Source organism: Nocardioides sp. (genome assembly GCF_964228225.1).
In the GTDB taxonomy this organism is placed as follows: Bacteria; Actinomycetota; Actinomycetes; order Propionibacteriales; family Nocardioidaceae; genus Nocardioides.
The window spans coordinates 20,213-43,721 of the sequence record NZ_CAXQZB010000001.1; the positions used below are offsets into that span (position 1 = coordinate 20,213).

Consider the following 23,509-nt stretch of genomic DNA (forward strand, 5'->3'; position numbering starts at 1 on the left):
TCCTAGCTCTCGGTGTCCTTCTCGGCGTTGCGGCGCCAGCGGATGCCAGCCTCGAGGAAGCCGTCGATCTCGCCGTCGAAGACCGGCTGCGGGTTGCCCGACTCGAAGCCGGTGCGCAGGTCCTTCACGATCTGGTAGGGGTTGAGCACGTAGTTGCGCATCTGGTCGCCCCAGCTGGCGGCGACGTCGCCCTTGAGGTCCTTCTTCAGCGCCGCCTCCTCGGCCTTCTTCAGCGCGAGCAGCTTGGCCTTGAGCACGACCATCGCCGAGGCCTTGTTCTGCAGCTGGCTCTTCTCGTTCTGGCAGCTGACGACGATGCCGGTGGGCAGGTGCGTGAGGCGCACCGCGGAGTCGGTGGTGTTCACCGACTGGCCGCCCGGGCCGCCGGAGCGGAAGACGTCGACGCGGATGTCGTTCTCGTCCACCTCGACCTCGTCGGTCTGCTCGAGCACGGGCACGACCTCGACGGCAGCGAAGGAGGTCTGGCGGCGGCCCTGGTTGTCGAAGGGGCTGATGCGCACCAGCCGGTGGGTGCCGACCTCGACCGAGAGGGTGCCGTAGGTGAAGGGGCCCTTGATCGCGAACTCGGCGGACTTGATGCCCGCCTCCTCGGCGTAGGAGACGTCGTAGACCTCGACGGGGTACTTGTTGCGCTCGGCCCAGCGCGTGTACATGCGCATGAGCATCTCGGCGAAGTCGGCGGCGTCGACGCCACCGGCGCCGGCGCGGATGCTGACGATGGCCTCGCGCTCGTCGTACTCCCCCGACAGCAGGGTGCGGACCTCGAGGGCGTCGATGGACTTCTTCAGCGAGGCCAGCTCGCGGTCGGCCTCGGCGAGGGTGTCGGCGTCGGCCTCGTCCTGGGCGAGCTCGACGAGCACCGCGAGGTCGTCGATGCGGCTCAGCAGGCCCTCGTAGCGCTCCAGCTGACCCTGCAACAGGGAGAGGCGGCCGGTCACCCGCGTGGCGTTGGCCTGGTCGTCCCAGAGGTCGGGCGCCGCCACCTGCTCGCCGAGGTCGGCGATCTCGGTGCGCATCTGCTCCAGGTCGAGCACCTGGCCGATGGTGCTCATCGTCGCCTGGAGCTGCTTGATCTGCGTGTCGTAATCGGGGCCAGCCACAATCCCTCAGCCTACGGCCCGGGCCGAGGGTGCCGCGAACCCTGGTTCGGCGCGGGGGCGGACGGGGAACAGCACCGGTCATGGACATCGCCGCCACGACGCCGCCGGAGGTCACCGTGCGCGGGGCCGCCGAGCTGTTCCGCACCGCCGAGCGCGCCACGGTCACCGTCACCCTCGGCTTCGAGGGGCCCGACCGCGAGCCGGTGCTCAGCCGCACCACCCGCGGCACCGCCGCCCTGGTGGCGGGGCTGCACGACCGCCACTCCCCCGAGGACCCCGCCGCCGGCCCGGTCACGTGGTTCTCCTCCGACCGGCTGCGCACCTGGGTCACCCGACCCACCGACCGCGACGGGCGCCGGCTCGACCCCGTGCACCACGCCTCCACGCTCACCCGCGCCCGGTTCCGTGACGTCGCGGCCCTCGCCGCGTGGGTGGAGGGCGCCGCGGGGTATCCGGGGGTGTCGATCGACGGCATCGCGTGGAGCCTCACCGCCCCCACCCGCACCGAGCTGACGCGCGTGGCCCGGGCGGCCGCGGTGGCCGACGCGGTGGACAAGGCGCGCGCCTACGTCGAGCCGCTCGGGTTCGTCGACGTCGTGTGCACCGCGATCGCCGACCCCGGCATGCTGCTGCCGGGCACGTCGGCCGGCTCGGGCGGGCCGCCGCCGTTCGCGGGCCGGGCGGCGGGTGCCCCGGCCGGTGGGGGCGGTGGTGAACGCCGGCTGGAGTTCACCCCGCCCGACATCGGCGCCTCCGCGGCGGTCGAGGCCCGCTTCGTCGCGGTGGCAGGCTCGGCGCCATGACCTCGACACCCGTCACCCCCGACCCCGCGACCGGGTCCGCAACCGGTTCCACGACCGGTGCCGCGACCGGACCGGTGGAGATCACCGTGCGCGGGCACGCCCGCCGTCGTCAGGCACCGGAGCTGGCCACGGTGCTGGTCGAGGCCGCCGCCGACGGCGAGGACCGCGACGCCGTGCTGGCGCAGGTCACCCGGGCCTGCGCGGCGGTGGCGCAGGACCTCGGCCGGCTCGGCGACGTCGTGACGGCGTGGTCGGCCGATCAGGTGCAGGTGTGGTCCAGCACCCCGGTCGACTCCCTCGACCGGCCGATCCGGCAGCAGCACCACGCCTCCGCGCTGACCCGCGCGACCTTCCGCGCCGACGCCGCCGTCGGGTCGCTGGTGCAGTCGCTGCTGCGCCATCGCGACATCCGCGTGCAGGGGCTCACCTGGGAGCTCAGCGACCCGACGCACACCGCGCTGCTCGACACCGTGCACACCGAGGCGGTGGCCGACGCCGTCGCCCGCGCCGGGCGGTACGCCGCCGCGCTGGGGCTGGGCGAGGTGCGCTGCGTGGCGGTGGCCGACGAGGGGCTGCTCGGCGCGGGGCCCACCGGCGGCGGGGGCGGGATGATGCTGGCCAAGGCGCGCTTCGCCGACCACGGCCCCGACGGCGGGCTGGTGTTCACCCCGGCCGAGATCGAGGTCGCCGGCACGGTCGACGCGCGGTTCTCCGCCCGCTGACCTGGGGCGCGTCGGCTCGGACCTGCGCCGGGTCCGGATCAGGCGCGGGTGCCGAAGACCTGCGCGACGTACCAGACGCCGTCGCGCTGCACCGCGCCGATGCCCTCGAGCCGGAACTGGGGGCGCAGCAGGTTGCGGCGGTGTCCCGGGGAGTCCATCCAGCCGCGCACGACCGCGAGGCCGTCGGGGAAGCCGTAGGCGACGTTCTCCCCCACCCAGCCCATGCCGCAGCGGCGCTGGACGCCGGCGAGGTCCTGGTGGAACAGCTCGCCGCGGCCGGCCATGGCCTGGGCCTGGCGCAGCGCGAGGGTGGTGAGGCACTGGTGGCGGCCCAGGGCCGCGACGCCGCGCGTGGTGCGCTGGCGGTTGGTGGCGACGTGGGCGTCGGCGGCGTAGTCGAGCGCGGCGCTGCGGGCGGCGGCCGGGCCGGGCCGGTCCGCGGGCGCGGCGTCGGCGCGCGGGAGGCCGGCGGCCAGGGACAGCGCCGAGGCCAGCACGGCGACGGAGGCGAGGAAGCGGCGCGCATGCATGCCCCACAGGGTATGACCATCGCGGCCCGCGCGCACCGGAATCGCCGATCCACCTATCCTCGCGGGCATGGACGGGCGGGCTGACGGGCGGCGGCTGCTGCTCGCGGTCGACGCCCCCTCGCTGCTGCACCGCCACCACCATGCGCGCAAGCACACCCGGCACCGCGACCGGTCGGGGCGGCCGGCGTGGGCGCTGCACGGGATGGTGCGCCAGATCCTGGAGTCGATCGACGCCTTCGCCCCCGACGCGGTGATCTTCGGCCTCGACGATCGCACCGCCTCGCTGCGCCGCGACTTCTACCCCGACTACAAGGCCGGCCGGGCCGAGAAGGACCCCGAGCTGGTGGAGCAGCTCGAGCGCACCGGTGCGCTGCTGGACGCGCTCGGACTCGCCACGGTGACCCCACCGGGCCTGGAGGCCGACGACGTCAACGCCTCGGCGGCCGTGTGGGCCGAGCAGCACGGCTGGCGGTGCGTGCTCATCACCTCCGACCGCGACTCCTTCGCCCACATCTCCGAGGCCACCTCGGTGCTGCGCCTCATCGACGGCGGCATCCACGGCTCACCGCTGCTCACCCCGCCCCGGATCGAAGCGATGTACGGCGTGCCGGCGGCGCGCTACCTCGAGTTCGCCGCACTGCGCGGCGACGCCAGCGACAACCTGCCCGGCGTCGCCGGGATCGGGGAGAAGTACGCCGCCGCCCTGCTCTCCCACGTGGGGCCGATGGAGGCGGTGTGGGCCGACCTCGACGCCGACGAGGGGCGTTCGATCGTGGCCGCGCTGGACTCCTGGGCGGCCGAGACCGGCGGACGGCGGATCGGCAGCGCGGTGCGCGACCGGCTCGCCGCCCCCGGCGCCCGCGAGCGCTACGAGTTCAACCTGACCCTGATGACCGCCCGCACCGACCTGCCGCTGGGCCTGACCCCCGACGTCCCGGGCACCCCCGGCCTGCTGCCGCTGGACCCGCTGCGCGTCCAGCGCGTCGTGGGCCACCTCGACCTGCAGGCCACCACCGACCTCGCCGTCCGGGTGCTCTCCACCGACCCCGCCTCCACCCGCTGACGCGCGCCTCCGACCCCGGCCGGACGCGCAGCGGACGCCGCCGTCAGCCGGTGACGATCTCCAGCGGCACGCCGTACCCGTCGTGGGTGTTGATCCACTCCTCCAGCGCCGCCCGACCGGCGGAGGGCACCGTGACGCGCAGCAGCGCGCGGCCGGCCTCCGCGCCCTCGCACGGCGTCTGCAACTCCACCGACGTCCCCGGCGCGACCTCGGCGAGCCGCCGCGTCACGTCCTGGTGCTCCTCCAGCGCGGCGACGACGTCGGCCCGCACCGGCAGCGACTCGCACGGCGGCCGCGCCGTGTCGGACCCCACCCACGACGGCGTCCACCCCCGCACGAACGCCACCGCGGCCAGCACCAGTGCCAGCACCAGCACCCCCGACCCCCACGCCATCACCTTCGACATCCGCCCACTCCTCCCAGTTCCGACACCGTGCTCACTCGGCACCGTGTCGACTCGACCGTAGGAGCGCGGCACCTCACCGCACCTCGGCCTCAGGTACCGGCCCGCGGCACCAGGGGACCGATCAGAGGAGTCGACGGTCGTGGCGTCCTTCCCTACGCGGGCTCCCCGTCGGCTCGGCCGAGTCCTCCGTCAGCGGCCCGATCGAGGTGCTCCGACGCCGTGACCCAGTCCGAGCCGAGAGAGAGGTCGGTGTCCGGGTCGCAGTAGTCGTCGAAGATGCAGTCGTTCCAGGCACTGTTGGTCGCGATGTAGATGGCGATGGCGGCTTCCATCTCCTCGTAGGCCGCGCAGGAGTTCGCCTCGACGACGTCGGAGTCGATCTGGTCGAACAGCACCTGCGCGTCGCCGACGAAGCCGCCGAAATCGCTCTGAGTCACCCCGACGTCGAGACGGGAGTCCAGCTCGCTCAGGGAGTCGTAGGACTCCTGGAGCTCGTCCTCGCACACCTCGAGCCGCGTCGCCTCGGCGGCCTCCGCGGCCGCCTCAGCGCGCTCGGCCCGATCCCGGGCACGCGCGTCGGCAATCGGACCGGTGTACGCCCAGATCCCGACGGCGAGGGCGACGAGGACGACCGCCGCGATCGGCACCAGCACCGCGGGCGATCGCAGCGCCGATCGGGCACGCGTCGAGGATCTCCCGGGAGGCTGGACGAACGGGTGGGGCGGAGGCGGAGGTGGCGGGATCGGAGTCGACGGCTGACCACGGTCACCCTCTCCGACAGCCGGACCATCGGCCAGGGGCGCACCGGTGTACGGATCGAACCGCGGCCGCATCGGGCGACCGTCCTCGCCCAGCGGGGCACCGGTGACGGGAACGAACCGGGGCACCGGGTCCACCGTTGGAGCGGTGTGCGGACCAGCCGCGATCGGGCCGTCGACACCTCCCTCGCCCGCGTGCGGCGCACCGCGGTCCTCGTGCGTCCCCTCGTCATCAGGTGTGGTCACCGTCGTCTCCTCGGTCAGGTATGGCCGGGAGCGACGTCCGCCTCCGGCCGGTGCCGGAGGCTAGTGACGGGGTCCGAGTCAGCACCGGGATCGCCGGTGCCCGCGCACGCGAGGGCGGAGTCCGCCGGCCCGCGCGGTCGGATCTCACTCCGGGCGCACCAGCGCGACACCCGTGGCCGCGACGCGGCCGGTGACGTCGAGGCCGGGGAAGGTGAGCGGGAGGTCGGCGGGGGCGGAGAGCCGGACCTCGACCCGGTCGCCGCTGACCCGCACCTGGGAGGCGAGGCCGGGGTGGTCGGCGACGGCACCGGTGGCGCGCAGGTACTGCGCCACCCCGGCCCGCGCGGCGGAGGCGGTCTGCTCCAGCGGTGCGTCGGTGACCCCGCGGAGGTAGACCTCGCGGCCCTGGGCGCCGGCGTCGGCGGCCCACAGTGCGGCGCCCTCGGCCAGCGTCGTCAGCGACTGCCGTTGGCGGTACGCGGCGCTGCCGTCCACCACCGCCACGACCAGGGCGAGCAGCACCCCGGCGAAGCCGATCACCAGGACCGTCGTCGCCCCACGCTCGTCGCGTGGGCGCCGCCGGAGCCGGTTCATCCGGGGCTCCCGACCGCGACGTAGCGCCCGATCGGCACGGTGTGTCGACTGCTCACGGCGACCGCCGCCGCACCGTCGCCGAGGAGCACCGGCACGAGCGGCAGGTCCACCTCGGCCTCGATGCGGACGGTGATCACCGACGCACCCTGGTGGCACTGCCCGGGGTCGGGGGTGCAGCTGATCGCGACCCGTACCGGCACCTCGGCCAGGCCCTGGTCGCGCAGCGCCTGCGCCGCCGCGGCCCGGGCCGCACGCTCACCGGAGGCGTCGTCGGGGGCCAGGGCGTAGGCGCGTCCCGCGGCCCGGGCGGCGGTGTCGGCGGCGAAGGCACCCGCCTGCACCCGCATGAGGGTGGCGGCAAGATAGACCAGCGGCACGAGCAGGAGCAGGCCCAGCCACACGAACTCCACCACCGCGGTGCCGCGGTCGTCGCGCGGCCGCGGCACGGGTCGCGACCTCACGGCGCCGGCTCGACGACGGCGTGGCCCACGGCCTCGACGGTGAACGCCGGGCCGCCCAGCCCGAGGGCGGGGACCTCGGCCCGCACGGTGATCTCGATCATCGGCTGCCCGCCGACCTGCACGCGTCGCACCGCGATGTCGCGGGCGAAGCGGGCGGCGATCGCGTCGCGGACCTGGTCGCGGGTGCGGGCGACCGCTCCCTCGGCCGTGCCGCCCTGCACCGCCGCTGCACGGGCGCCCTCGGCGGCCGCGGAGGCCAGCGTCGCGCGCACGTGCATGACCAGCACGGTCTGGGCGATGCCGAGCACGAGCGGGATCAGGATCACCAGCACGAGGACGATGTCGACGACCGCCGAGCCGCGGTCGTCGCGCCGCCTCCCACCGCTCGACCTCACGTGACCTGGCGCAGCACGCGCTGCAGCAGCGCCCTCAACTCGTCCTCGGCGACCTGACCGATGGCCACGACCAGACCGGCGCTCATCGCGGTGACCAGCACCCAGCCCGGCACGTCGCCGCGATCGTCGCGGCCTCCGCGGCGGCCGCCCGCGACCACGCGGGTGAGGCCGGCGATCAGCGCGAGGTGGAGCGCGACGCTGAGCGCGAGCAACCGCGAGGGGCGTGCCGCCGGGGCGTCGGCGGGGAGGGGATCGCGCAGGACGGGGTCGTGGTGCATGGTCGTGCCTTTCCGAGAGGGGTGCATCAGGTGGTGAGCGAGAGACCGAACACGCCGGGGTAGAAGGCGAAGAGCACGGTCACGGGCAGGATCAGGAACACGATCGGGACCATGTTCGACCCGGCGGTTTTTCTAGGAGCACCGATGATCACGACGCCTAAGAAGGCCGTCGCCACCAAGACGCCCGCCGCGCGGAAGCCCTCCCCCATAAGCAGGCGGCAACGAAGGCCATGCCCGAGCAGCATGTGCGCGGGTCGCTCGGGACATTCACGCCGAAGGGCACCGACGGCGAAACGCACAAGTGTTCGGAAACGTGCGGCCTGCGCCTGCCAGTGCGTAAGTCCGCTACGACGAAGGCCGCGGGTGTGCGGGTGGCGGAGTGCCGGTCATGCCGTGACACGCGCACCGAGGCGCCGGCGAAGGCGAAGCGCGAGAGTGGTGCGAAGTGATGTCGACGTGGAGTGTTGCCCCGGGTAGCGAGGTGGCGACGTGCGGGCCGGACATGGTGATCGTGGACGGAGCCGTGTTCGCGACCGTCTCGGCGATCCGGTCGGACGTGGGCGGCGTGCGGGTGTCGATCGACTGGGCTGAGGACGTGTTCAACGGCATCGAGCGGTTAGAGGACATGTCGACGACCCATGCGGTCGCCCTGGCGGATGCTCGTTGCACAGTCGCGAGAACCCTGCCCGCGGACTAAGGCCAGTTCGGCGGCTCGGGGATGTCGGCGGCTCGCCCTAGACTCGGCGCGTGTTGACCGCGTACGCCGACTCCCCGCCCTCCAACCTCCAGATTGGAACGCCGTGAGCGGCGTTCAGAACAACCCTGCGTTGTTCGACTTCCATCCGACGGCGGCTAAGGCTCGATCGACAACCACGTTCGTCGACAACATGCGGTTGCCGGTGCACGGATGGTTCCGGTACTCGGCTGGGTTCTCCGCTCAGTGGGCAGCCGACCTAATCCGCGAGAGTGACGCGAGCCGAGTTCTCGACCCGTTTGCAGGGTCCGGCACCACGGTGGTAGCCGCTGAGGAGTGCGGTGTTCGTGGCATCGGGGTAGATGTGCACCCGTTCGTCAGTCGAATCGGTCGCGCGAAACTCGCATGGAGGGCGGACGTCGACGGCTACGTCACCCGCGCTAACGCGGTGTTGGCTCGGGTCGAGCTTGAGAGGCCGGTGACACTTCCCAAGGCACCCTTGATCGCGAAGTGCTTTCCTGACGAGCACTCCCTGACCGACCTGCTTCGGGTTCGCGATGCCATCGAGGAACTGCGGGTGGGCGACGACATCGACGAGCTGTTGTGGCTCACGTTTGTAAGCATCATTCGAGCGTGTTCTCCGGCTGGCACCGCGCAGTGGCAGTACGTCCTGCCAAACAAGACGAAGAGCAGGGTGGCAGAGCCATACAGCGCCTTCAGTGCTCGTGCGGCGATCTTCGCGGCAGATATGCGAGCGATGCAGTCGGCTGCTCATTCCTCTCCGGAGGGGGTCTACATCGAAGGGGATGCACGGACCCTGGACGGCGTCCCCGACGGATGGGCTGACCTGATCGTCACGTCGCCCCCATACGCCAACAACTTCGACTATGCAGATGCGACAAGACTTGAGCAATCGTTCCTGGGAGAGATCGATGGCTGGGGCGACCTTCGGCCGCTGCGAAAGAAGTTGATGAAGTCGGCGACACAGCACATGGGGGGCTGGGACCCGAGTGAGTCCCTCGACTCAGACCTGGTCGAACCCATCCGTGACGAACTGACCGCGGTGTTCGGGAGGCTGAACGCCATGCGGAAGGAGAAAGCCGGCAACAAGGCCTATGACCTTATGATCGCGGGCTACTTCCTGGACTCTGCGCAGATCTGGCATGCGTTACGCCGTGCCTCGGGCGACGGCGTCAAGGTCTGCTACGTCGTTGGTGACTCAGCCCCTTACGGCATCCATGTACCGGTCGAGCGCTGGCTCGGCGACCTGGCCGTCAGTGCTGGGTTCAAGTCCTGGTCCTTCGAAAAGGTCCGCGACCGGAACACCAAGTGGAAGAATCGCAAGCACACGCACCCTCTACACGAGGGACGACTCTGGATTGAGGGTTAATGGCTAAGTCCCCGGCGCACTCGCTTGGACAAATCATCGGGTATGCGTTGGAGCAGAGCATCCTTCCGCTGCTGCGCGACGTCGCTGACGCGTTCGATCTCTACCTCGACGTACAGGAGCCGAGGCCAGCCCGGAACGGGCGGAAGCACCTCAAGTGGATCGACGAGGCGGGCAACGGTCACAACCTCGACTTCGTGCTCGAGCGAGGGGGCAGTCGGGCATCCGTCGGAATCCCGGTCGCCTTCATCGAGTCGGCGTGGCGGCGATACACCAAGCACTCGGTCAACAAGGCCGGCGAGATGGCCAACGCCCTGATCCCGCTACGCCAGACCCACGCCCGCACACGTCCGTTCCTGGCGGCCGTCGTGGCCGGGGTGTGGACAGAAGGGGGCTTGCAACACCTGCGTTCCCAAGGCATCGAGGTTCTGTACGTCCCGCTAACGCACATTGTGCAAGCCTTCGCCCGCTTCGACATCGACGTCAACTTCGACGAGGGGACACCGCTCGACCACCTGCAGCGGCAGGTCGATGCATGGGACGCTCTCTCCGATTCCGACCGACGTGAGTTGACGACGGCGCTCATGGCGCAGTGTGCCGACGATTACGCAGCCTTCAGGCAGGCACTTGTGAACCATCTGGAGCGGAAGATCACGCGAGTCGTTGTTCTGCCGCTCTACGGTGCGGAGCTCTACTTCGATGACGCCGAGTCGGCCGCCTCTGCGCTAATGACAATGAACCATCAGGGCACGCCAGGGGACCTTGGAACACTCCATCGTGTCGAGGTTCAGCTCCGATTCTCGAATGGCGACCGAATCGAAGGCGCCTTTACCGAGGCGAGTGACGCCGCAACCTGGCTTCAGGCTCAGATGTAGATGTAGATGCGGCCCCACCCCCCGTGCGTTGGGGACGGGGCCACTGGCGGGCGCTGGTGGGTCTGGGCGGGCCCCATCATGGTGTGTCCCGGGCTCCACGGCGTCTGGGTTTCTGGATTCTGGTGCCTGACACCACGAGGTTCAGATGGGACGACCGGGCTACCCGGCGGAGTTCCGACGCAGGGTTCTCGACCTGCTCGCGGACGGCAGGAGCGTGGCCAGCATCGCGCACGATCTCGAGATCAGCGACCAGACGATCTACACCTGGCGTCGCCAGGACCGTATCGACCGCGGCGAGCAACCCGGTCTGACCACGGCTGAGAAGGGCGAGCTCTTCGCAGCGAAGAGAAGACCATGCCCGGAATTGACGCCGACGCCTCTGCCGCGAAGGCCATGATCGACCGCTGCCGGACCACCCTAATCAAACGGTGTGGAGCGGGCTACCCCACGTCGAACTTGGTACTCGCCAGCTGCACGAGCACCAAGGGCGAAGGGCTCGGCTGGGCCGACGTACTCGCAGCCGACTCGGCTGCTGGCACGTTCGAGTTCTGGGCGGTGCTCTCTCCGTCTGTCGTCGTCAAGCACAAGGTCACGGGCGTGCTCTACAAGGTGCTGATCGACCCGAGCAGCACCGAGTGGGCCACCGTCGCTCAGCCGACGCGAACCGCCTACGACAAGGAGAAGGCGCTCCTCACCGCCAACGCGGGCAAGTCGTGGGTGCCGAGCTGGACCGCCTTCGACTCCTACAGGGTGATGGCACTCAGCGAGTACACGCTGCTCTACACGCTCGGCTCGCGCTACAGCCAGAGCAACAACCCGCTCGCCACCAGTCCGGACATCAGCCAGTACCTCAGCACCGACGAGGTGGGGAGCATGCTCACGTCGGGCGTCAACCTCTCGGTGGCCTGCCTCGGGCGGAACACCTCCGGAAGGCTCGTGCTTCTGAATGGGTGCGCGGGGTCCAGTAGTAGCTCCTCGCTGAATCGGCCCGTGCCACAAGCCGTATGGTGTCGAACGACGAGACCCGCAGTTCCAGGTGACGTTCAAACACCAGGAACTGCGGGTCTCTCTTGTTGGCCCACTTCAGTGAGCAGACTGGATCAGGCCCAGTCCTCGATCGTGCCGCCACCGGCAATCAGCCGAGCGCAGTTGATCGCGTTCACCTTCGCCGGGTAGGTCTCGCTGTGCGCGAGCGTGAGCCCGTTGCTGGCGACGACGCGGACGAAGAACTGGCCGTTGGTGGCCTTACGGATCTGACAAGTCATCGAATTCACCTCCTCTCCAATTGCTCGGCGCGCCTACTTCCCCTCAGGCCCGCTTCCGTGGGTAACTACACGTTTGTAGTTTCCCCTGGTCCTCTCCAGTGTGAGGAGGGAAACCGGTGAGTGCAAGGGATTGCTAGCCGCCGTGTCTAGCGATTGTGAGCCATGTCACAGTCCCAGCTCACATCGGTCACTTTGGCCCCACATAAGCCTCGCGCGGCCCGTTACTGTGAGTAGGTGGAGTCGGGCAGCTGGGCAGACTGGGTGGCCGCGATCGCGACGGTTCTCGGTTTCGGCGGGGCTCTATTCCAACTCCGCTTGAGCTACAACGACTCGAAACGGGCGCGCGAGCAGGAACAGCAAGCCGAGCTCGACCGCCAGCAGGCGATGGCCCGCGCCGTCGGCGTGAAGGTGGAATGGCAGGCCAACGACCGGGGCGGCGTGCCGGACGGCTACGACGGCAAGATGCCCGTCGAGGTCGAGGTAGTGAACACCGGCCCGTACCCGATCGACGGCGCGGTGCTGAAGGTGTGCACCGACCACGAGCAGTACCCGATGGAGATCGTCTACGGCACTCTCCTGCCGGGAGATCGCCTCGTAAACACGCACCTGGTCGACCGGACCGACGTCGCGTTCGCCGAGCTCACCTCCGGCGCGAGTCTCGTGTTCACCGACGCATACGGGAACCACTGGGAGCGTTCGCCGCACGGCATCGAGAAGCTCGACCAGGCCGCTCGGATCTGCTGACGAACGTCCTAGTTACGTAGCGGCTTGGGTGGACCCGGCGACCAGGATGTTGGGACCCGCCCGCACCGAGGCCTCCAGGAACGAGGCCGCGCGCGGGCTCAGGCTCCCCAGACCCACCAGGTCCTCCAACCGGTGGGCGCGGGCCACGAACTTGCGGATGTTGACCGCGCTGAACCCGCGCGGGATGCCGTCGAGCACGACGTGCAGCCGGTGCCCGCCCGGCAGCATCGCATCGACGGACGGGGTGGACAGGTCCAACCGCCGCCCGCTGGCCTGCAGCATCCTCTCGACGAGCTCGGCGACCTGCTCGGCGCTGAGCACCACCGACGTCAGCTCGTAACGGCCCCGCCGCGCCACGAACACCCGCGAGGGCTCGTTGATCCAGACCTCCTCGACGTCGGGATCGTCCAGCAGCGGCTGCAACGCACCGAACCCCGCGACCCGCGACACCAGCTCCGCGACCGTGGCCGAGGGATCGGGCAGCCCCGCGACCACGCCCGTCAGGCTGCGGTCCTGGTGGCGCGCCACCGCGGCGTCGGCCAACCGGCGCACCACCTCGACCTCACGCTGCGGGTCGACGCCGTCGCGCCGCACCCACTCCCGCACCTGCTGCTCCAACAGCAGCAGTGCCGCACTCTCCCCCGTGTCCGGGGCGGGCGTCGTCAAGGTCACCGCGGACGCACCCCCTTCCCGAGATGTCGCGAGGCGTCGCAGCGCGCCCACGATAAATCCGGAGTCACCGACCTGACCAGAGTCGGATCGGAGGACTGGGGATAACCCTCGACCCGGCTCAGACCGCCGAGGCGGAGGGACGGAGCAGGCGCGCCCGCAACCAGCGCTGCGCCGGGGCCTCCACGTGCGCGTGCACCCACGCGGCCAGCAGGACCAGCGCCACGAGGAACGCGGCGAGGAAGAGCGGGCTCCCCGCGGGGACGGTCCGGTCCCACGTCGCGAACGCCGCCATCACCGCCAGCTGCAGCGGCACGTGGAGCAGGTACATGCCGTAGGTGCAGGCGCCGGCCCGCTCGGCCCACCGGCGCAGCGAGCCCGTCCGCCGCACGCGCGGTGCCAGCGAGGCGCTCAGGATCAGTGCGGCGAAGGCGGCCACGACCAGCAGCCGCGTCCCCCCGAGCAGGTCGGTGCCCCGCGCGGGATCGCGCCCGAGGAGCACCGCGACCGCGAGGCCCACCGTCGCCGCCGCGGCGAGGTGCAGGCCGGTCCGATGCGACGGCGTCGCCCGGCGTCGTACCTCGGTGAGGACGCCGCCGAGGAGGAAGAGCGCCACGCACTCGACGAGGGTCACGTGGGGCAGGTCGTCGGCGACCGCGACCAGCGCCGACACCGCCAGGACGGCGAGCGTCGCGAACCACACCCCACGCCGCCCCGGCGTGCGCCGACACCAACGGAAGGTGGTGACGGCGAGGAGGAAGAACAGCAGGTAGGCGAGCAGCTCGAGGGAGACCGACCAGATCGGACCGTTGTAGTCGAAGGCGGTCTGCCGGACCTGCCAGCCCGACGTCATCGTGAGCTGGTCGGGTAGGCCCTGCGGCGGCGTCGGATAGATCAGCTCCTCCCCCGCGCGGTAGTGGTAGCGCGCGGCGGCCCCGACCGCCTGCACCCACTGCTGCAGGGCGATCACGATCAGCAGGGTGAGCAGGTGGAGCGGGTAGAGCCGGCTGAAGCGCCGCACCGCGAACCGCCACGCACCGACCACGCCGTCCGCGACCGGCTCCAGGTACCGCGTGAAGAACACGAAGCCCGAGAGCAGCCAGAAGAACTGCACTCCCATCGCCCCGTAGAGGTAGACGGGCCGCAGCAGCGCCGCGCCCGGCTGCCCGAGCAGGTCCGCCGGCCGCCCGGCCGGCGCGAAGTGCTGGTGGTGCCACAGCACGACCGCCAGCGCCGCGCCGAACCGCAGCGCCTCGAGCGCGGCCAACCGCTGTCGCGTCTCCATCACCGGCCCGTCGTCCCGGGCCCGGACGGCCCTCGCGTGCGCAGCCTAGGGCCGGCGGACCGCTCGGGGAACGGTCATCAGCGGGTCACGACGACGGTGTCGACGAGGTGGTCCGCCAGGGTCCGGCGCCGCGGGTCGACGAGGGCGGCCAGCCAGCCGAGCATCAGGGTGAGGCTGTTGAGCATCTGGGCCAGCGCGCGCCCGGCGGCCCGCGGCGCCCCGAGCGGCTGGAGGTCGGCCACCCGCACCAGCGTGATCCCCAGGACGGCCTTGCCGAAGCTCTGGCCGGTCGGGCCCTGCACGAGGATCTGGTTCCACACCCAGCACAGCACCGAGAGACCGCCCAGGCCGGCGGCGATCAGCACGGCGAGCATCGTCGGCTCGTCCTCGGGACGGTTCGAGGCCGAGAGCCAGAGCACGAACCGCGCGAGCAGCACGAGCAGGAGCGGGCCCGCGGCGTCGAGCAGCGTGGCGGCCACCCTGCGCCCGAAGCCGGCGTAGACGGGGACGGTCGTGGTGGCGGGGCTGGTGGCGGGCATCGTGGTGCTTCGTCGGCGGGCCGGGCCACGGCCTCCTTCCCCGCGCGCGGATCCGGACACGCCCCGTGCCCGGGAATCCGCACCGGATCCTGGCCATCCCGGCGATGACCCGTGTTCATCCGCCGTTCGGTTTCGCGCGGAGATCGGCACGGTAGACCGGTGGAGTCCGTTCACATCTCACTCGGGAGACACCATGACGACGACCCTCACCCGCCATGCCGCCACGCTCGCCGCCGCGGGCCTGACCACCGCACTCACCGCCGGCCTGCTCCTCGGGCCCGGCTCCACGCCGGCCCAGGCCGCCCCCGGCGACTGCCGGCTCACCAAGACGCTCTCCACCGGCACCGTCAGCTGCGCCGCCGGCACCCCGGGCTACATCCAGGTGATCATCAGCTGCACCGGCAACTCGCTGAACACCCTGGGCCCGAAGGTGATCGCCTCCGGCGGGACGTCGCGCAAGAGCTGCCCGTCGGGCACCAACGTCGACTACGTGTCGTACAACTACTACGCCTGACCCCCGGCGAGCGCCCGCACCGGACGCCCTCGGAGCCCCGGCTCCGAGGGCGTCCTGTCGTGTCGGGCGAGGACCGCCCGGTCCCGATGACCGCGGATCGTCCCCAGCCCGGCCGGCGGACGCCGTCGTCCCCAGCCGGGTGCGGTGCGGATCCGGACTGTCGGTGGCTCCGGATTGCATGGCCACATGAAGATGGCCACCCGATCCGAGCCCCACGGCGTCCGGGAGTCGCTGAGCGTCGCCGACGCGGCACTCCGCGACCCCGGCGACGTGTGGCGCCTCGGCACGGCGGAGGTGGCGGCGGCGCTGGTCGAGCTGACCGGCCTCGAGGCCCGGACAGCGGCGCTGAAGGCCCAGTTGCTGGTGCAGGCCGAGCAGGCGGGCGTGGACCGGGAGTCCGGCTGCCCCTCGGTGGCGGTCTGGCTGGCCGAGGCCACCCGCACGACCCGGCGGTCCTCCCACCGGGCGGTGCGGGTGGCGCAGGCGCTCGCTGAGTGCCCCGACGTCGCCCACGGCCTCGCGGCGGGACGGCTGATGCCCGACCAGGCCGAGGTGATCGCGCTCGCCGTCACCGACATCCCGCGCGAGGACGAGGCGGTGGTCCCACGCATCGGACCGCCCACGGCGCAGGAGGCGGCCGCGGGTGCCACGCCGACGACCCCGGTCCCGGTACGGCACCTCGCCACCGACTACCTGCTCGACCAGGCGCGCCACCACGACGCCGGTGCGCTGCGCCGGCTCGCCTCCCGGTTCTGGGAGATCGTCGACCCCGTCGCCGCCGACGCCCGCGAGTGCGCCGCCCTGGAGGAGCAGGAGAAGCGGGCCGAACGGAAGCTGCGCTTCTCGATGGTCGACCACGGCGACGGCACCATGGAGGGCTGGTTCCGCATCCCCACGCGCCACGGCGCCGCACTGCGCACGATGCTCATCGCCCTGGCAGCACCCAAGGCGCAGCGGGCCCGCCACGGCCGGGGCGGCTACGACCCCACCCTGCGCTCGCCGCACCGGTCGGGTCGGTCCTTCTGCGACCTCATCGACCGGGTGACGGACAGCGACCTGCCCGACCGCGGCGGCTGCGGGGCCACCGTGGTCGTCACCATGACGGTCGAGAGCCTCACCGGCCAGCTGGAGCAGGCCGGCCTGCTCGACACCGGCGAGCGGATCAGCGCCACCGAGGCCCGACGACTGGCGGCGCGGGCCGGGATCATCCCGGCCGTGCTCGACGGCGTCGGCATGGTGCTCGACTGGGGCCGCACCAGACGGTTCCACACCAAGGCCCAGCGCCTCGCGATCGCGACCATGCGCCGCACCTGCGTGGACCGTGGCTGCGACGTGCCCGCCACCTGGTGCGAGATCGACCACGACCCGCCGTGGGCCGACGGCGGCGGCACCGACCTCACCGGCGCGCCGCGCTGCCCCTTCCACCACCGGGCACGACATCGGCAGCAGGGCCAGGACCCTCCGCGCTGCTGAGTCCGGCGGCCCGCCTGGTCTCGACGACGGGGCCGAGTCACACGGAACTTACGTGCGGTGACCGAACCGGTGTTCTGTTCGGAACCAGCCTGAAACATCCGGGGGGTCGACTGGAGTCATGCCCGCCACCCATCACGACGCCCACCGGCACCTCGGTCGGCTGCCGGCCTACGGCTTCTACGGAGGCCCGCCGATCAGTCCCGACACCGCCTCGGTGGCGAGCGTGGGCGAGCTGATCGCCGCCCTCGACGCCGAGGGCACCGAGCGGGCGCTGGTGCTGCCGAACTACGGCGTGCCGGACCCCGACGTCTCCTACGCCTTCAACCCGCTGGTGGTCGAGGCCGCGCAGCGCGACGACCGCATCACCGCCGGGCTCTGGGTCTCGCCGAAGGAGTCCGACGCCGCCCGCAACGACGCCGCGTTCGCCCTCGCCGGAGAGGCCGGCGTCGGCGCGCTCAAGACCAGCTTCCTGCTCGGCGGCGGAGTGGACGACCCCACCTGCCAGGTCGAGCTCGACCGCATCTTCGCCACCGCCCGCACCCACGACCTCGTGGTGCACGTGCACACCAGCCCCGGCGCGGCCAGCGACGTCGACCAGGTCGGGCAGCTCGTGGAGCGCTACGCCGACGACGTCGCGATCCACCTGGTGCACCTCGGCGGCGGGATGAGCGGACACCTCAAGCTCATCGGCGGCCGGTTCTTCGACTGGATCGAGGCCGGCAAGCGCGTCTACACCGACTGCTCGTGGGCCATCGGCTTCGCCCCCACCTGGCTGATGGCCGAGATCGAGCGCCGCGGCGTCGGCCACGACCGCGTCGTGTTCGCCACCGACACCCCCTGGGGCGACTTCGAGGGCGAGCACGCCCGGCTCGCGGCGGCCGCCGGCGACGGCGAGCTCGGCCGGCTGGTGTTCGCCGAGAACTTCACCGCCCTCTACGGCCGCTAGGCCCCACCCCCCGAGACACCCCACGGACCCGGCAACGACGCCGCAGCACCACCCCAGCAGCACCCCTCACCCCGCCGCAGCACACACCAGGAGCAGAGCATGGCCCTCTTCGACGACGAGATCATGGCGAACATCGCCACCTCCCTGGGCGAGGTGCCCCACCCCTCACAGGCCAAGGGCACCAACCTCTACGGCTCGACCAAGATCTTCCCCGACTACCAGGCCAGCGAGGGCCAGAGCTACTTCACCCTCGTGCACGGCATCCCGCACGAGTCCTCGGTGACGTTCGTGGCGATCCTGCAGGCCACCCGCGCGCTGCGGAAGGGCTTCGAGTCCGCCATCTACTTCTACGGCCCCGGCGCCCTGGCCTGCATGGACACCCGCGGCTTCCCCACCACCGGCGACGTCGCGTTCCCGGGCAACCAGAACGTCAACGACGCGATCAAGACCTTCATCGGCGAGGGCGGCACCGTGTTCTGCTGCCGCTTCGGCATGGCGCTGCACGGCTGCCGCGAGGAGGACCTGATCGCCGGCGTGATCCCCAGCCACCCGCTGGACGTGCAGGACGCGGTGATCCACTTCGCCAACAAGGGCGCCATCATCAACAGCGTCTACAACCTCTGAGGGCCGGACGATGACCGCGCCCACGCCCTCGACCCGCGTCGACGTCGCCATCCGGGGCATCCGGCTGGCCGACGCCCCGGTGGCCCGCCGCGCCGGGGCGGGACCCTCCGACGACGGCCACGTGCTGCTCGACCTCGGCGACGGGGCCGTGGGCGCGGCCATCCCCCTCAACCCCCGCAGCCCCTACAGCGTGCGCGGCGGCAAGCTGCTGCTCGACGGCGCCGACACCGGCCTGGGTGTCGAGACGATCTCGCGCCCACGCTTCTACGACCTCGTGACCGCCGACGGCGTGCCGTACGAGCAGATCGCCCGGCTGCACTCCGACCGCGTGCTCGCCACGACCGTGGTGCAGACCTGCGTGCGCTACGCCGAGGACCAGCGCTGCCGGTTCTGCGCGATCGAGGAGTCGCTGGCCCAGGGCTCCACCGTGGCGGTGAAGAGCCCCGCGCAGATCGCCGAGGTCGCGCTGGCGGCCCACCGGCTCGACGGCATCACGCAGATGGTGATGACCACCGGCACCAGCAACGGCCGCGACCGCGGCGCCACCCACCTGGCCCGCTGCGTGCGGGCGGTGCGCGACGTGCTGCCCGACCTGCCCATCCAGGTGCAGTGCGAGCCGCCCGGCGACCTCGCCACGATCCAGGAGCTGTACGACGCCGGCGCCCGCTCGATCGGCATCCACGTCGAGGCCCTCGACGACGCCGTCCGCCGGCGCTGGATGCCGGGCAAGGGCAGCGTGCCGATGGCCGAGTACGAGGCCGCCTGGGACGAGGCGGTGCGGGTGTTCGGCTGGAACCAGGTGTCCACCTATCTGCTGGTCGGCCTCGGCGAGGACGCCGACGAGCTGATCGCCGGCGCCCGCGGCCTCATCGCCCGCGGCGTGTACCCCTTCGTGGTGCCGTTCCGACCGCTGGCCGGCACCCTGGCCACCGACGTCGACGGCGCCGCCGCCCCCGACCCCGCCCACGTCGCCCGCATCACGACCGCCGTGGCCGCTGCGCTGCGCGAGGCCGGGATGCTCGGCGCGGACCAGGCCGCGGGCTGTGCCGCCTGCGGCGCCTGCTCCGCCCTGTCGTGCGAGGGGGCGTGATGATGCTCCCCGATCCCGGCGGCCCCCTGGTGAGCGACGTCGTGCTCGCCGGCGGTCGCCCCGGCCCCACCCGGGTGCCGGGCTTCACCGTGCGCCGCGCCGACCCCGCCGACGGGGCCGGCGAGGGGAGCGACCTCGCCGCGTACCGTCGCCTGCGTCGCGCGGTGTTCGTGAGCGAACAGGGCCTGTTCACCGGGTCCGACCACGACGACGTCGACGACGACCCGCGCACGATCGTGCTCGTGGCCCGCACCCCCGACGGCGAGGTGCTCGGCGGGGTGCGGGTGGCGCCGTCGCACCACCCCGCGATGCCGACCTCCAGCCGCGACCTGGGCTGGTGGACCGGCAGTCGGCTCGTGGTCGCACCCGGGTCGCGGCTGCTGCTCGGCGTCGGCGCCGCCCTGGTGCGCGCCGCGTGCGCCGAGGTCGAGTCCCGCGGCGCGCTGCGCTTCGACGCCCTCGTGCAGGCCCCGAACGAGGGGCTGTTCCGGCGCCTGGGCTGGACCTCCCGGGCGCTCGTTCACGCCCACGGCCGCCCCCACGTGGAGATGACCTGGCCCATCGACCGCGCCGCCCGGCTGGCCCACGACACGAAGTCGGCGCTGGGCGAGCTGCTGCTCGGGGTGTCCACCGGCGCCCCCGCCGGGTTCGTCGGCGACGACGGCGCCCCGGTGCCGGGCAGCGACCTCATCGCCGCGTGCGACGCGATCCTGCCCTCGATGGTCGAGCGCGACCCCACCTGGGCCGGGTGGTGCGCGGTGCTGGTGAACCTCAACGACCTGCACGCGATGGGCGCCCGGCCGGTCGGGATCCTCGACGCCGTCGCCGCCCGCGACGCCTCCTTCGCCCGCCGCATCCTGGCCGGGCTCGCCGAGGCCGCCGCCGCCTACGGCGTGCCGGTGCTCGGTGGCCACACCCAGCTCGGCGTGCCCGCCGCGCTCTCGGTGACCGCGCTGGGACGCACCTCCACCCCGGTACCCGGCGGCGGCGCCCGCCCCGGCGAGACGCTGCGGCTCACCGCCGACCTCGGCGGAGACTGGCGCCCCGGCTACACCGGCACCCAGTGGGACTCCACCACCCGCAGGCGCAGCCCCGAGCTGCGTGCCCTGGCCGCCGTCGTCCCGACGCTGGCCCCTACCGCCGCGAAGGACGTGAGCATGGCCGGGATCATCGGCACCGTCGGGATGCTGGCCGAAGCCAGCGGTGTGCGCGCCGAGCTCGACGTCGCCGCCGTGCCGACCCCCTCGGCGGCCAGCGCCGGAGACTGGCTCACCTGCTTCCCCGGCTTCGCGATCGTGTCCACCGAGACGGCGGCCGGGGCCGGAACCGCGCTGCCCGGCTTCCTCACCAGCGCCGCGTGCGGCCGTACCACCGCCGGCCACGGCGTGGGCCTGCGCTGGCCCGACGACGTCGTCACCGAGGCCGTCGACACCGTGACCGGACTGGGGGCGGCATGAGCACGACGGACCCGATCAGCATGCCGACGAGCGGCCCGGGCGGCCCGGGCGGCCCGGGCCTGGGGATCGGCGCGGTGTGCGCGAACTTCGGCCGCGACCTGGAGGAGAACCTCGGCCAGATCGGAGCCCTGCTCACCGAGGCCCGCGCCCGTGGCGCCCGGCTGCTCGTGCTGCCCGAGGCCAGCCTCGGCGGCTACCTCTCGGTGCTCGGCCGCGGCCGCGACGGCAGCCACGACAACGCCCCCGAGTCGCTGCCCCCGGTGCTCGACGCCGACGGTCCGCAGGTCCGCCGGATCGCCGCGCTGGCGCGCGAGATCACCGTGGTGGTCGGGATGTGCGAGGCCGACGGCACCCAGCGCTACAACAGCGCGGTCGTGGTGAGCGGCGACGGTGTGCACGGGGTGCACCGCAAGGTGCACCAACCCCTCGGCGAGGGCCTGCACTACGACGCCGGCTCCCACCTCGGTGCGATCGACACCCCGGTCGGTCGGCTCGGCGCGCTGATCTGTTACGACAAGGCCTTCCCCGAGGCCGCCCGCGCCCTGGCGCTGGACGGCGCGGAGGTGATCGCCTGCATCTCGGCCTGGCCCGCGTCACGCACCGCCACCGCCGAGGACGTCGCCGAGGACCGCTGGCGCCACCGCTTCGACCTCTTCGACCGCGCCCGCGGCCTCGAGAACCAGGTGGTGTGGGTGGCCTCCAACCAGTGCGGCACCTTCGGCTCGCTGCGGTTCGTGGGCTCGGCCAAGGTCGTGGGCCCCGGCGGCGACGTGCTGGCCGCCACCGGCACCGGCCCCGGCGTGGCCTGGGCACGCGTCGACGTCGCCGAGACCCTGCACGCCGCGCGCCGCGCGATGTTCCACCTCGGCGACCGCCGTCCCGAGGTCTACCGGGAGATGACCCATGCCTGAGATGACCATGACCGTGCGCTGGCCCGACGGCCGCGAGCAGGAGTGCTACTCCCCCTCGCTGGTGCTGCACGACTACCTCGCCCCCGGGAGCTACCCGGTGGCGGAGTTCGAGCGGCGCTCGCTGCAGGCCCTGGAGGTGGCGAGCGCGCGGGTGAAGGAGAAGTTCGGCTTCGCCTGCACCTCCGCGGCCGCCACCGCCGCCCAGATCCGCCACGCGGCGGCCCGCTACGCCCCGGCCGACGCCGTCACCGTGGTGCGGCTCTGGCCGCCGCTGCCGGGAGCCGCGCGATGACCGGCCCCCGGAACGGCCCCCCGGGCGGACCTGCGCCGGTGCGCCACACCGACGTCGTCGTCGTCGGTGGCGGGCAGGCCGGTCTGGCGATGAGCTGGTGCCTGGGCCGCGACGGCGTCGACCACGTGGTGCTGGAGGCCGAGACCGCCGCCCACTCCTGGGCCGACACCCGCTGGGACGCCTTCACCCTCGTGACGCCGAACTGGCACTGCCGGCTGCCGGGCTACGCCTACACCGGCCCCGAGCCCGACGGGTTCATGACGCGCGACGAGGTGGTGGCCTGGCTGGCCGGCTACCGCGCCAGCTTCGACCCGCCGCTGCGCGAGCACACCTCCGCGACCGCGCTGTACCAGCGCGAGGGCGGCGGCTTCGAGCTCACCGCGCAGGGCCCCGAGGGCGAGGAGGTGTGGCACTGCGAGCACGTCGTCGTCGCCACCGGCGGCTACCAGGTGCCGATCATGCCGCCGTGGGCGCACGCGCTCGACACCGACGTGGTGCAGCTGGAGTCGGCGCACTACCGCTCCCCCGACGCGCTCCCGCCCGGTGCCGTGCTGGTGGTGGGCACCGGCCAGTCCGGCACCCAGATCGCGGAGGACCTCCACCTCGCCGGGCGTCAGGTGCACCTCGCACTCGGCGACGCACCGCGGGTGGCGCGCACCTACCGTGGCAAGGACGTGATGACGTGGCTGGCCGAGATGGGCCTGTACGACATCGGCGTCGCGGAGTACCCCGGCGGCCGCGCGGCGCGGGAGAAGACCAACCACTACGTCACCGGCCGCGACGGCGGGCGCGACATCGACCTGCGCGCCTTCGCGCTCGAGGGGATGCGGCTCTACGGGATGCTGGAGTCGGGTCGCGGCGACCGCCTCACCTTCGCCCCCACCCTCACCCAAGCCCTCGACGACGCCGACGCGGTGTACAACTCCATCTGCGCCGACATCGACCGCTACCTGGAGCAGCACCCCCACCTGTCCCCCGGCCGGCCCTCAGGATCCGGCGGCCCGGACCTGCCGCCGCCGTCGCGCTACACCCCGGTCTGGACGCCGCCGGAGGAGCCGCGCGAGCTCGACCTCAGCGACGCCGGGGTCAGCGCGATCATCTGGGCCATCGGCTACCGCGCCGACTACCGCTGGATCGGGGTCGGCGTCTTCGACGGCCACGGCCGACCCGTGCACAACCGCGGGGTCAGCCCGGTGCCCGGGCTGATGTTCCTGGGCCTGCCCTGGCAGCACACCTGGGGCTCGGGCCGCTTCCACGGCCTGGCCCGCGACGCCGAGCACCTCGCCGCGCAGGTCCTGCGCAGCGGCCGCACCCGCGCGACGTCGTGGGTGCGGGTGGTGTCCTGACCCCGGCCACCCCGGGGAGCG

At 72.5% G+C, this 23,509-nt stretch carries 31 protein-coding genes; 18 read left to right on the forward strand and 13 right to left on the reverse strand.

The genetic code is table 11. From position 1 onward, the window contains the following. Positions 1-2 precede the first annotated feature (2 nt). Positions 3-1,121, reverse strand: coding sequence for a peptide chain release factor 2 (prfB, locus tag ACERUJ_RS00115; protein ID WP_370246395.1), 1,119 nt, complete (start codon positions 1,119-1,121; stop codon positions 3-5). 80 nt (positions 1,122-1,201) lie between these two features. Between prfB and ACERUJ_RS00120 the strand changes: the two genes are divergently transcribed. Continuing rightward, positions 1,202-1,924: an SIMPL domain-containing protein gene (locus ACERUJ_RS00120; protein ID WP_370246396.1), complete on the forward strand. Its 723-nt coding sequence runs from the start codon at positions 1,202-1,204 to the stop codon at positions 1,922-1,924. After that, the gene (locus ACERUJ_RS00125) at positions 1,921-2,646 is read left to right on the forward strand and encodes an SIMPL domain-containing protein (protein ID WP_370246397.1); all 726 of its coding nucleotides are present in this window, start codon (positions 1,921-1,923) and stop codon (positions 2,644-2,646) included. The genes ACERUJ_RS00120 and ACERUJ_RS00125 overlap by 4 nt, the downstream gene beginning before the upstream one ends. 38 nt (positions 2,647-2,684) lie before the next feature. Here ACERUJ_RS00125 and ACERUJ_RS00130 read toward each other — a convergent pair whose 3' ends face one another. Continuing rightward, the gene (locus ACERUJ_RS00130) at positions 2,685-3,176 is read right to left on the reverse strand and encodes a CAP domain-containing protein (protein ID WP_370246398.1); all 492 of its coding nucleotides are present in this window, start codon (positions 3,174-3,176) and stop codon (positions 2,685-2,687) included. 67 nt (positions 3,177-3,243) lie between these two features. Between ACERUJ_RS00130 and ACERUJ_RS00135 the strand changes: the two genes are divergently transcribed. Beyond that, complete coding sequence (locus ACERUJ_RS00135; protein WP_370246399.1) at positions 3,244-4,239, forward strand: 5'-3' exonuclease H3TH domain-containing protein; 996 nt, start codon at positions 3,244-3,246, stop codon at positions 4,237-4,239. A gap of 43 nt (positions 4,240-4,282) precedes the next feature. Here ACERUJ_RS00135 and ACERUJ_RS00140 read toward each other — a convergent pair whose 3' ends face one another. The 7 genes from ACERUJ_RS00140 to ACERUJ_RS00170 all read right to left on the reverse strand — a co-directional run bounded on the left by ACERUJ_RS00140 (position 4,283) and on the right by ACERUJ_RS00170 (position 7,553). Beyond that, complete coding sequence (locus ACERUJ_RS00140) at positions 4,283-4,645, reverse strand: hypothetical protein (protein WP_370246400.1); 363 nt, start codon at positions 4,643-4,645, stop codon at positions 4,283-4,285. A 152-nt stretch (positions 4,646-4,797) separates the two neighbouring features. Then, the gene (locus tag ACERUJ_RS00145; protein WP_370246401.1) at positions 4,798-5,298 is read right to left on the reverse strand and encodes a hypothetical protein; all 501 of its coding nucleotides are present in this window, start codon (positions 5,296-5,298) and stop codon (positions 4,798-4,800) included. Positions 5,299-5,793: 495 nt separating this feature from the next. Continuing rightward, the gene (locus tag ACERUJ_RS00150) at positions 5,794-6,243 is read right to left on the reverse strand and encodes a pilus assembly protein TadG-related protein (protein ID WP_370246402.1); all 450 of its coding nucleotides are present in this window, start codon (positions 6,241-6,243) and stop codon (positions 5,794-5,796) included. Further along, entirely contained in the window at positions 6,240-6,704 is a 465-nt protein-coding gene (locus ACERUJ_RS00155) for a hypothetical protein (RefSeq protein WP_370246403.1), read from the reverse strand. The genes ACERUJ_RS00150 and ACERUJ_RS00155 overlap by 4 nt, the downstream gene beginning before the upstream one ends. Further along, on the reverse strand, positions 6,701-7,099 hold the full coding sequence (locus ACERUJ_RS00160) for a TadE/TadG family type IV pilus assembly protein (RefSeq protein ID WP_370246404.1): 399 nt from the start codon (positions 7,097-7,099) through the stop codon (positions 6,701-6,703). Before ACERUJ_RS00160 ends, ACERUJ_RS00155 begins: the two co-directional genes overlap by 4 nt. Further along, on the reverse strand, positions 7,096-7,377 hold the full coding sequence (locus ACERUJ_RS00165) for a hypothetical protein (RefSeq protein ID WP_370246405.1): 282 nt from the start codon (positions 7,375-7,377) through the stop codon (positions 7,096-7,098). The genes ACERUJ_RS00160 and ACERUJ_RS00165 overlap by 4 nt, the downstream gene beginning before the upstream one ends. A 26-nt stretch (positions 7,378-7,403) precedes the next feature. Further along, positions 7,404-7,553, reverse strand: coding sequence for a hypothetical protein (locus ACERUJ_RS00170; protein ID WP_370246406.1), 150 nt, complete (start codon positions 7,551-7,553; stop codon positions 7,404-7,406). 326 nt (positions 7,554-7,879) lie between these two features. Here ACERUJ_RS00170 and ACERUJ_RS00175 point away from each other — a divergent pair, with 326 nt between their 5' ends. From ACERUJ_RS00175 to ACERUJ_RS00195, 5 genes are all read left to right on the forward strand, one after another. After that, positions 7,880-8,074 carry a hypothetical protein gene (locus ACERUJ_RS00175; protein WP_370246407.1) on the forward strand — a complete coding sequence of 65 codons (195 nt, stop codon included), beginning with the start codon at positions 7,880-7,882 and terminating at the stop codon, positions 8,072-8,074. Positions 8,075-8,177: 103 nt separating this feature from the next. After that, the gene (locus ACERUJ_RS00180) at positions 8,178-9,461 is read left to right on the forward strand and encodes a DNA methyltransferase (protein ID WP_370246408.1); all 1,284 of its coding nucleotides are present in this window, start codon (positions 8,178-8,180) and stop codon (positions 9,459-9,461) included. Beyond that, positions 9,461-10,333: a hypothetical protein gene (locus ACERUJ_RS00185; protein ID WP_370246409.1), complete on the forward strand. Its 873-nt coding sequence runs from the start codon at positions 9,461-9,463 to the stop codon at positions 10,331-10,333. Before ACERUJ_RS00180 ends, ACERUJ_RS00185 begins: the two co-directional genes overlap by 1 nt. Positions 10,334-10,478: 145 nt before the next feature. Further along, positions 10,479-10,730 carry a transposase gene (locus ACERUJ_RS00190; RefSeq protein WP_370246410.1) on the forward strand — a complete coding sequence of 84 codons (252 nt, stop codon included), beginning with the start codon at positions 10,479-10,481 and terminating at the stop codon, positions 10,728-10,730. After that, entirely contained in the window at positions 10,688-11,509 is an 822-nt protein-coding gene (locus ACERUJ_RS00195) for a hypothetical protein (RefSeq protein WP_370246411.1), read from the forward strand. Before ACERUJ_RS00190 ends, ACERUJ_RS00195 begins: the two co-directional genes overlap by 43 nt. Here ACERUJ_RS00195 and ACERUJ_RS00200 read toward each other — a convergent pair. Next, positions 11,434-11,598: a YegP family protein gene (locus ACERUJ_RS00200; protein WP_370246412.1), complete on the reverse strand. Its 165-nt coding sequence runs from the start codon at positions 11,596-11,598 to the stop codon at positions 11,434-11,436. The genes ACERUJ_RS00195 and ACERUJ_RS00200 overlap by 76 nt on opposite strands. A 234-nt stretch (positions 11,599-11,832) precedes the next feature. On the opposite strand from ACERUJ_RS00200, the gene ACERUJ_RS00205 reads away from it, so the two are divergent. After that, positions 11,833-12,342, forward strand: a complete 510-nt coding sequence (locus tag ACERUJ_RS00205; RefSeq protein ID WP_370246413.1) for a hypothetical protein — start codon at positions 11,833-11,835, stop codon at positions 12,340-12,342. Between the two features lie 12 nt (positions 12,343-12,354). Here ACERUJ_RS00205 and ACERUJ_RS00210 read toward each other — a convergent pair whose 3' ends face one another. The 3 genes from ACERUJ_RS00210 to ACERUJ_RS00220 all read right to left on the reverse strand — a co-directional run bounded on the left by ACERUJ_RS00210 (position 12,355) and on the right by ACERUJ_RS00220 (position 14,835). Next, positions 12,355-13,014 (reverse strand): ATPase, T2SS/T4P/T4SS family, encoded by a 660-nt coding sequence (locus tag ACERUJ_RS00210; protein WP_370246414.1) that lies wholly within the window; start codon positions 13,012-13,014, stop codon positions 12,355-12,357. A 118-nt stretch (positions 13,015-13,132) separates the two neighbouring features. Beyond that, positions 13,133-14,296: an acyltransferase family protein gene (locus tag ACERUJ_RS00215; RefSeq protein ID WP_370246415.1), complete on the reverse strand. Its 1,164-nt coding sequence runs from the start codon at positions 14,294-14,296 to the stop codon at positions 13,133-13,135. Between the two features lie 77 nt (positions 14,297-14,373). After that, positions 14,374-14,835 (reverse strand): RDD family protein, encoded by a 462-nt coding sequence (locus tag ACERUJ_RS00220; protein ID WP_370246417.1) that lies wholly within the window; start codon positions 14,833-14,835, stop codon positions 14,374-14,376. A gap of 193 nt (positions 14,836-15,028) precedes the next feature. Between ACERUJ_RS00220 and ACERUJ_RS00225 the strand changes: the two genes are divergently transcribed. The 9 genes from ACERUJ_RS00225 (at position 15,029) to ACERUJ_RS00265 (ending at position 23,488) form a co-directional block, all read left to right on the forward strand. After that, on the forward strand, positions 15,029-15,349 hold the full coding sequence (locus ACERUJ_RS00225) for a hypothetical protein (RefSeq protein ID WP_370246418.1): 321 nt from the start codon (positions 15,029-15,031) through the stop codon (positions 15,347-15,349). Between the two features lie 186 nt (positions 15,350-15,535). Further along, positions 15,536-16,822, forward strand: coding sequence for a DUF222 domain-containing protein (locus tag ACERUJ_RS00230; protein ID WP_370246419.1), 1,287 nt, complete (start codon positions 15,536-15,538; stop codon positions 16,820-16,822). Between the two features lie 118 nt (positions 16,823-16,940). Next, entirely contained in the window at positions 16,941-17,768 is an 828-nt protein-coding gene (locus tag ACERUJ_RS00235) for an amidohydrolase family protein (protein WP_370246420.1), read from the forward strand. Positions 17,769-17,867: 99 nt separating this feature from the next. After that, complete coding sequence (locus ACERUJ_RS00240; RefSeq protein WP_370246421.1) at positions 17,868-18,392, forward strand: MSMEG_0572/Sll0783 family nitrogen starvation response protein; 525 nt, start codon at positions 17,868-17,870, stop codon at positions 18,390-18,392. A gap of 10 nt (positions 18,393-18,402) precedes the next feature. Then, positions 18,403-19,482 carry an MSMEG_0568 family radical SAM protein gene (locus ACERUJ_RS00245; protein WP_370246422.1) on the forward strand — a complete coding sequence of 360 codons (1,080 nt, stop codon included), beginning with the start codon at positions 18,403-18,405 and terminating at the stop codon, positions 19,480-19,482. Then, positions 19,482-20,939: an MSMEG_0567/sll0787 family protein gene (locus ACERUJ_RS00250; RefSeq protein WP_370246423.1), complete on the forward strand. Its 1,458-nt coding sequence runs from the start codon at positions 19,482-19,484 to the stop codon at positions 20,937-20,939. Before ACERUJ_RS00245 ends, ACERUJ_RS00250 begins: the two co-directional genes overlap by 1 nt. Next, complete coding sequence (locus ACERUJ_RS00255) at positions 20,936-21,850, forward strand: carbon-nitrogen hydrolase family protein (RefSeq protein ID WP_370246424.1); 915 nt, start codon at positions 20,936-20,938, stop codon at positions 21,848-21,850. Before ACERUJ_RS00250 ends, ACERUJ_RS00255 begins: the two co-directional genes overlap by 4 nt. After that, complete coding sequence (locus ACERUJ_RS00260; protein ID WP_370246425.1) at positions 21,843-22,142, forward strand: MSMEG_0570 family nitrogen starvation response protein; 300 nt, start codon at positions 21,843-21,845, stop codon at positions 22,140-22,142. Before ACERUJ_RS00255 ends, ACERUJ_RS00260 begins: the two co-directional genes overlap by 8 nt. After that, a complete protein-coding gene (locus ACERUJ_RS00265; protein WP_370246426.1) occupies positions 22,139-23,488 on the forward strand; it encodes an MSMEG_0569 family flavin-dependent oxidoreductase in 1,350 nt (449 codons plus the stop codon). Before ACERUJ_RS00260 ends, ACERUJ_RS00265 begins: the two co-directional genes overlap by 4 nt. The last annotated feature ends 21 nt before the right edge of the window (positions 23,489-23,509 follow it).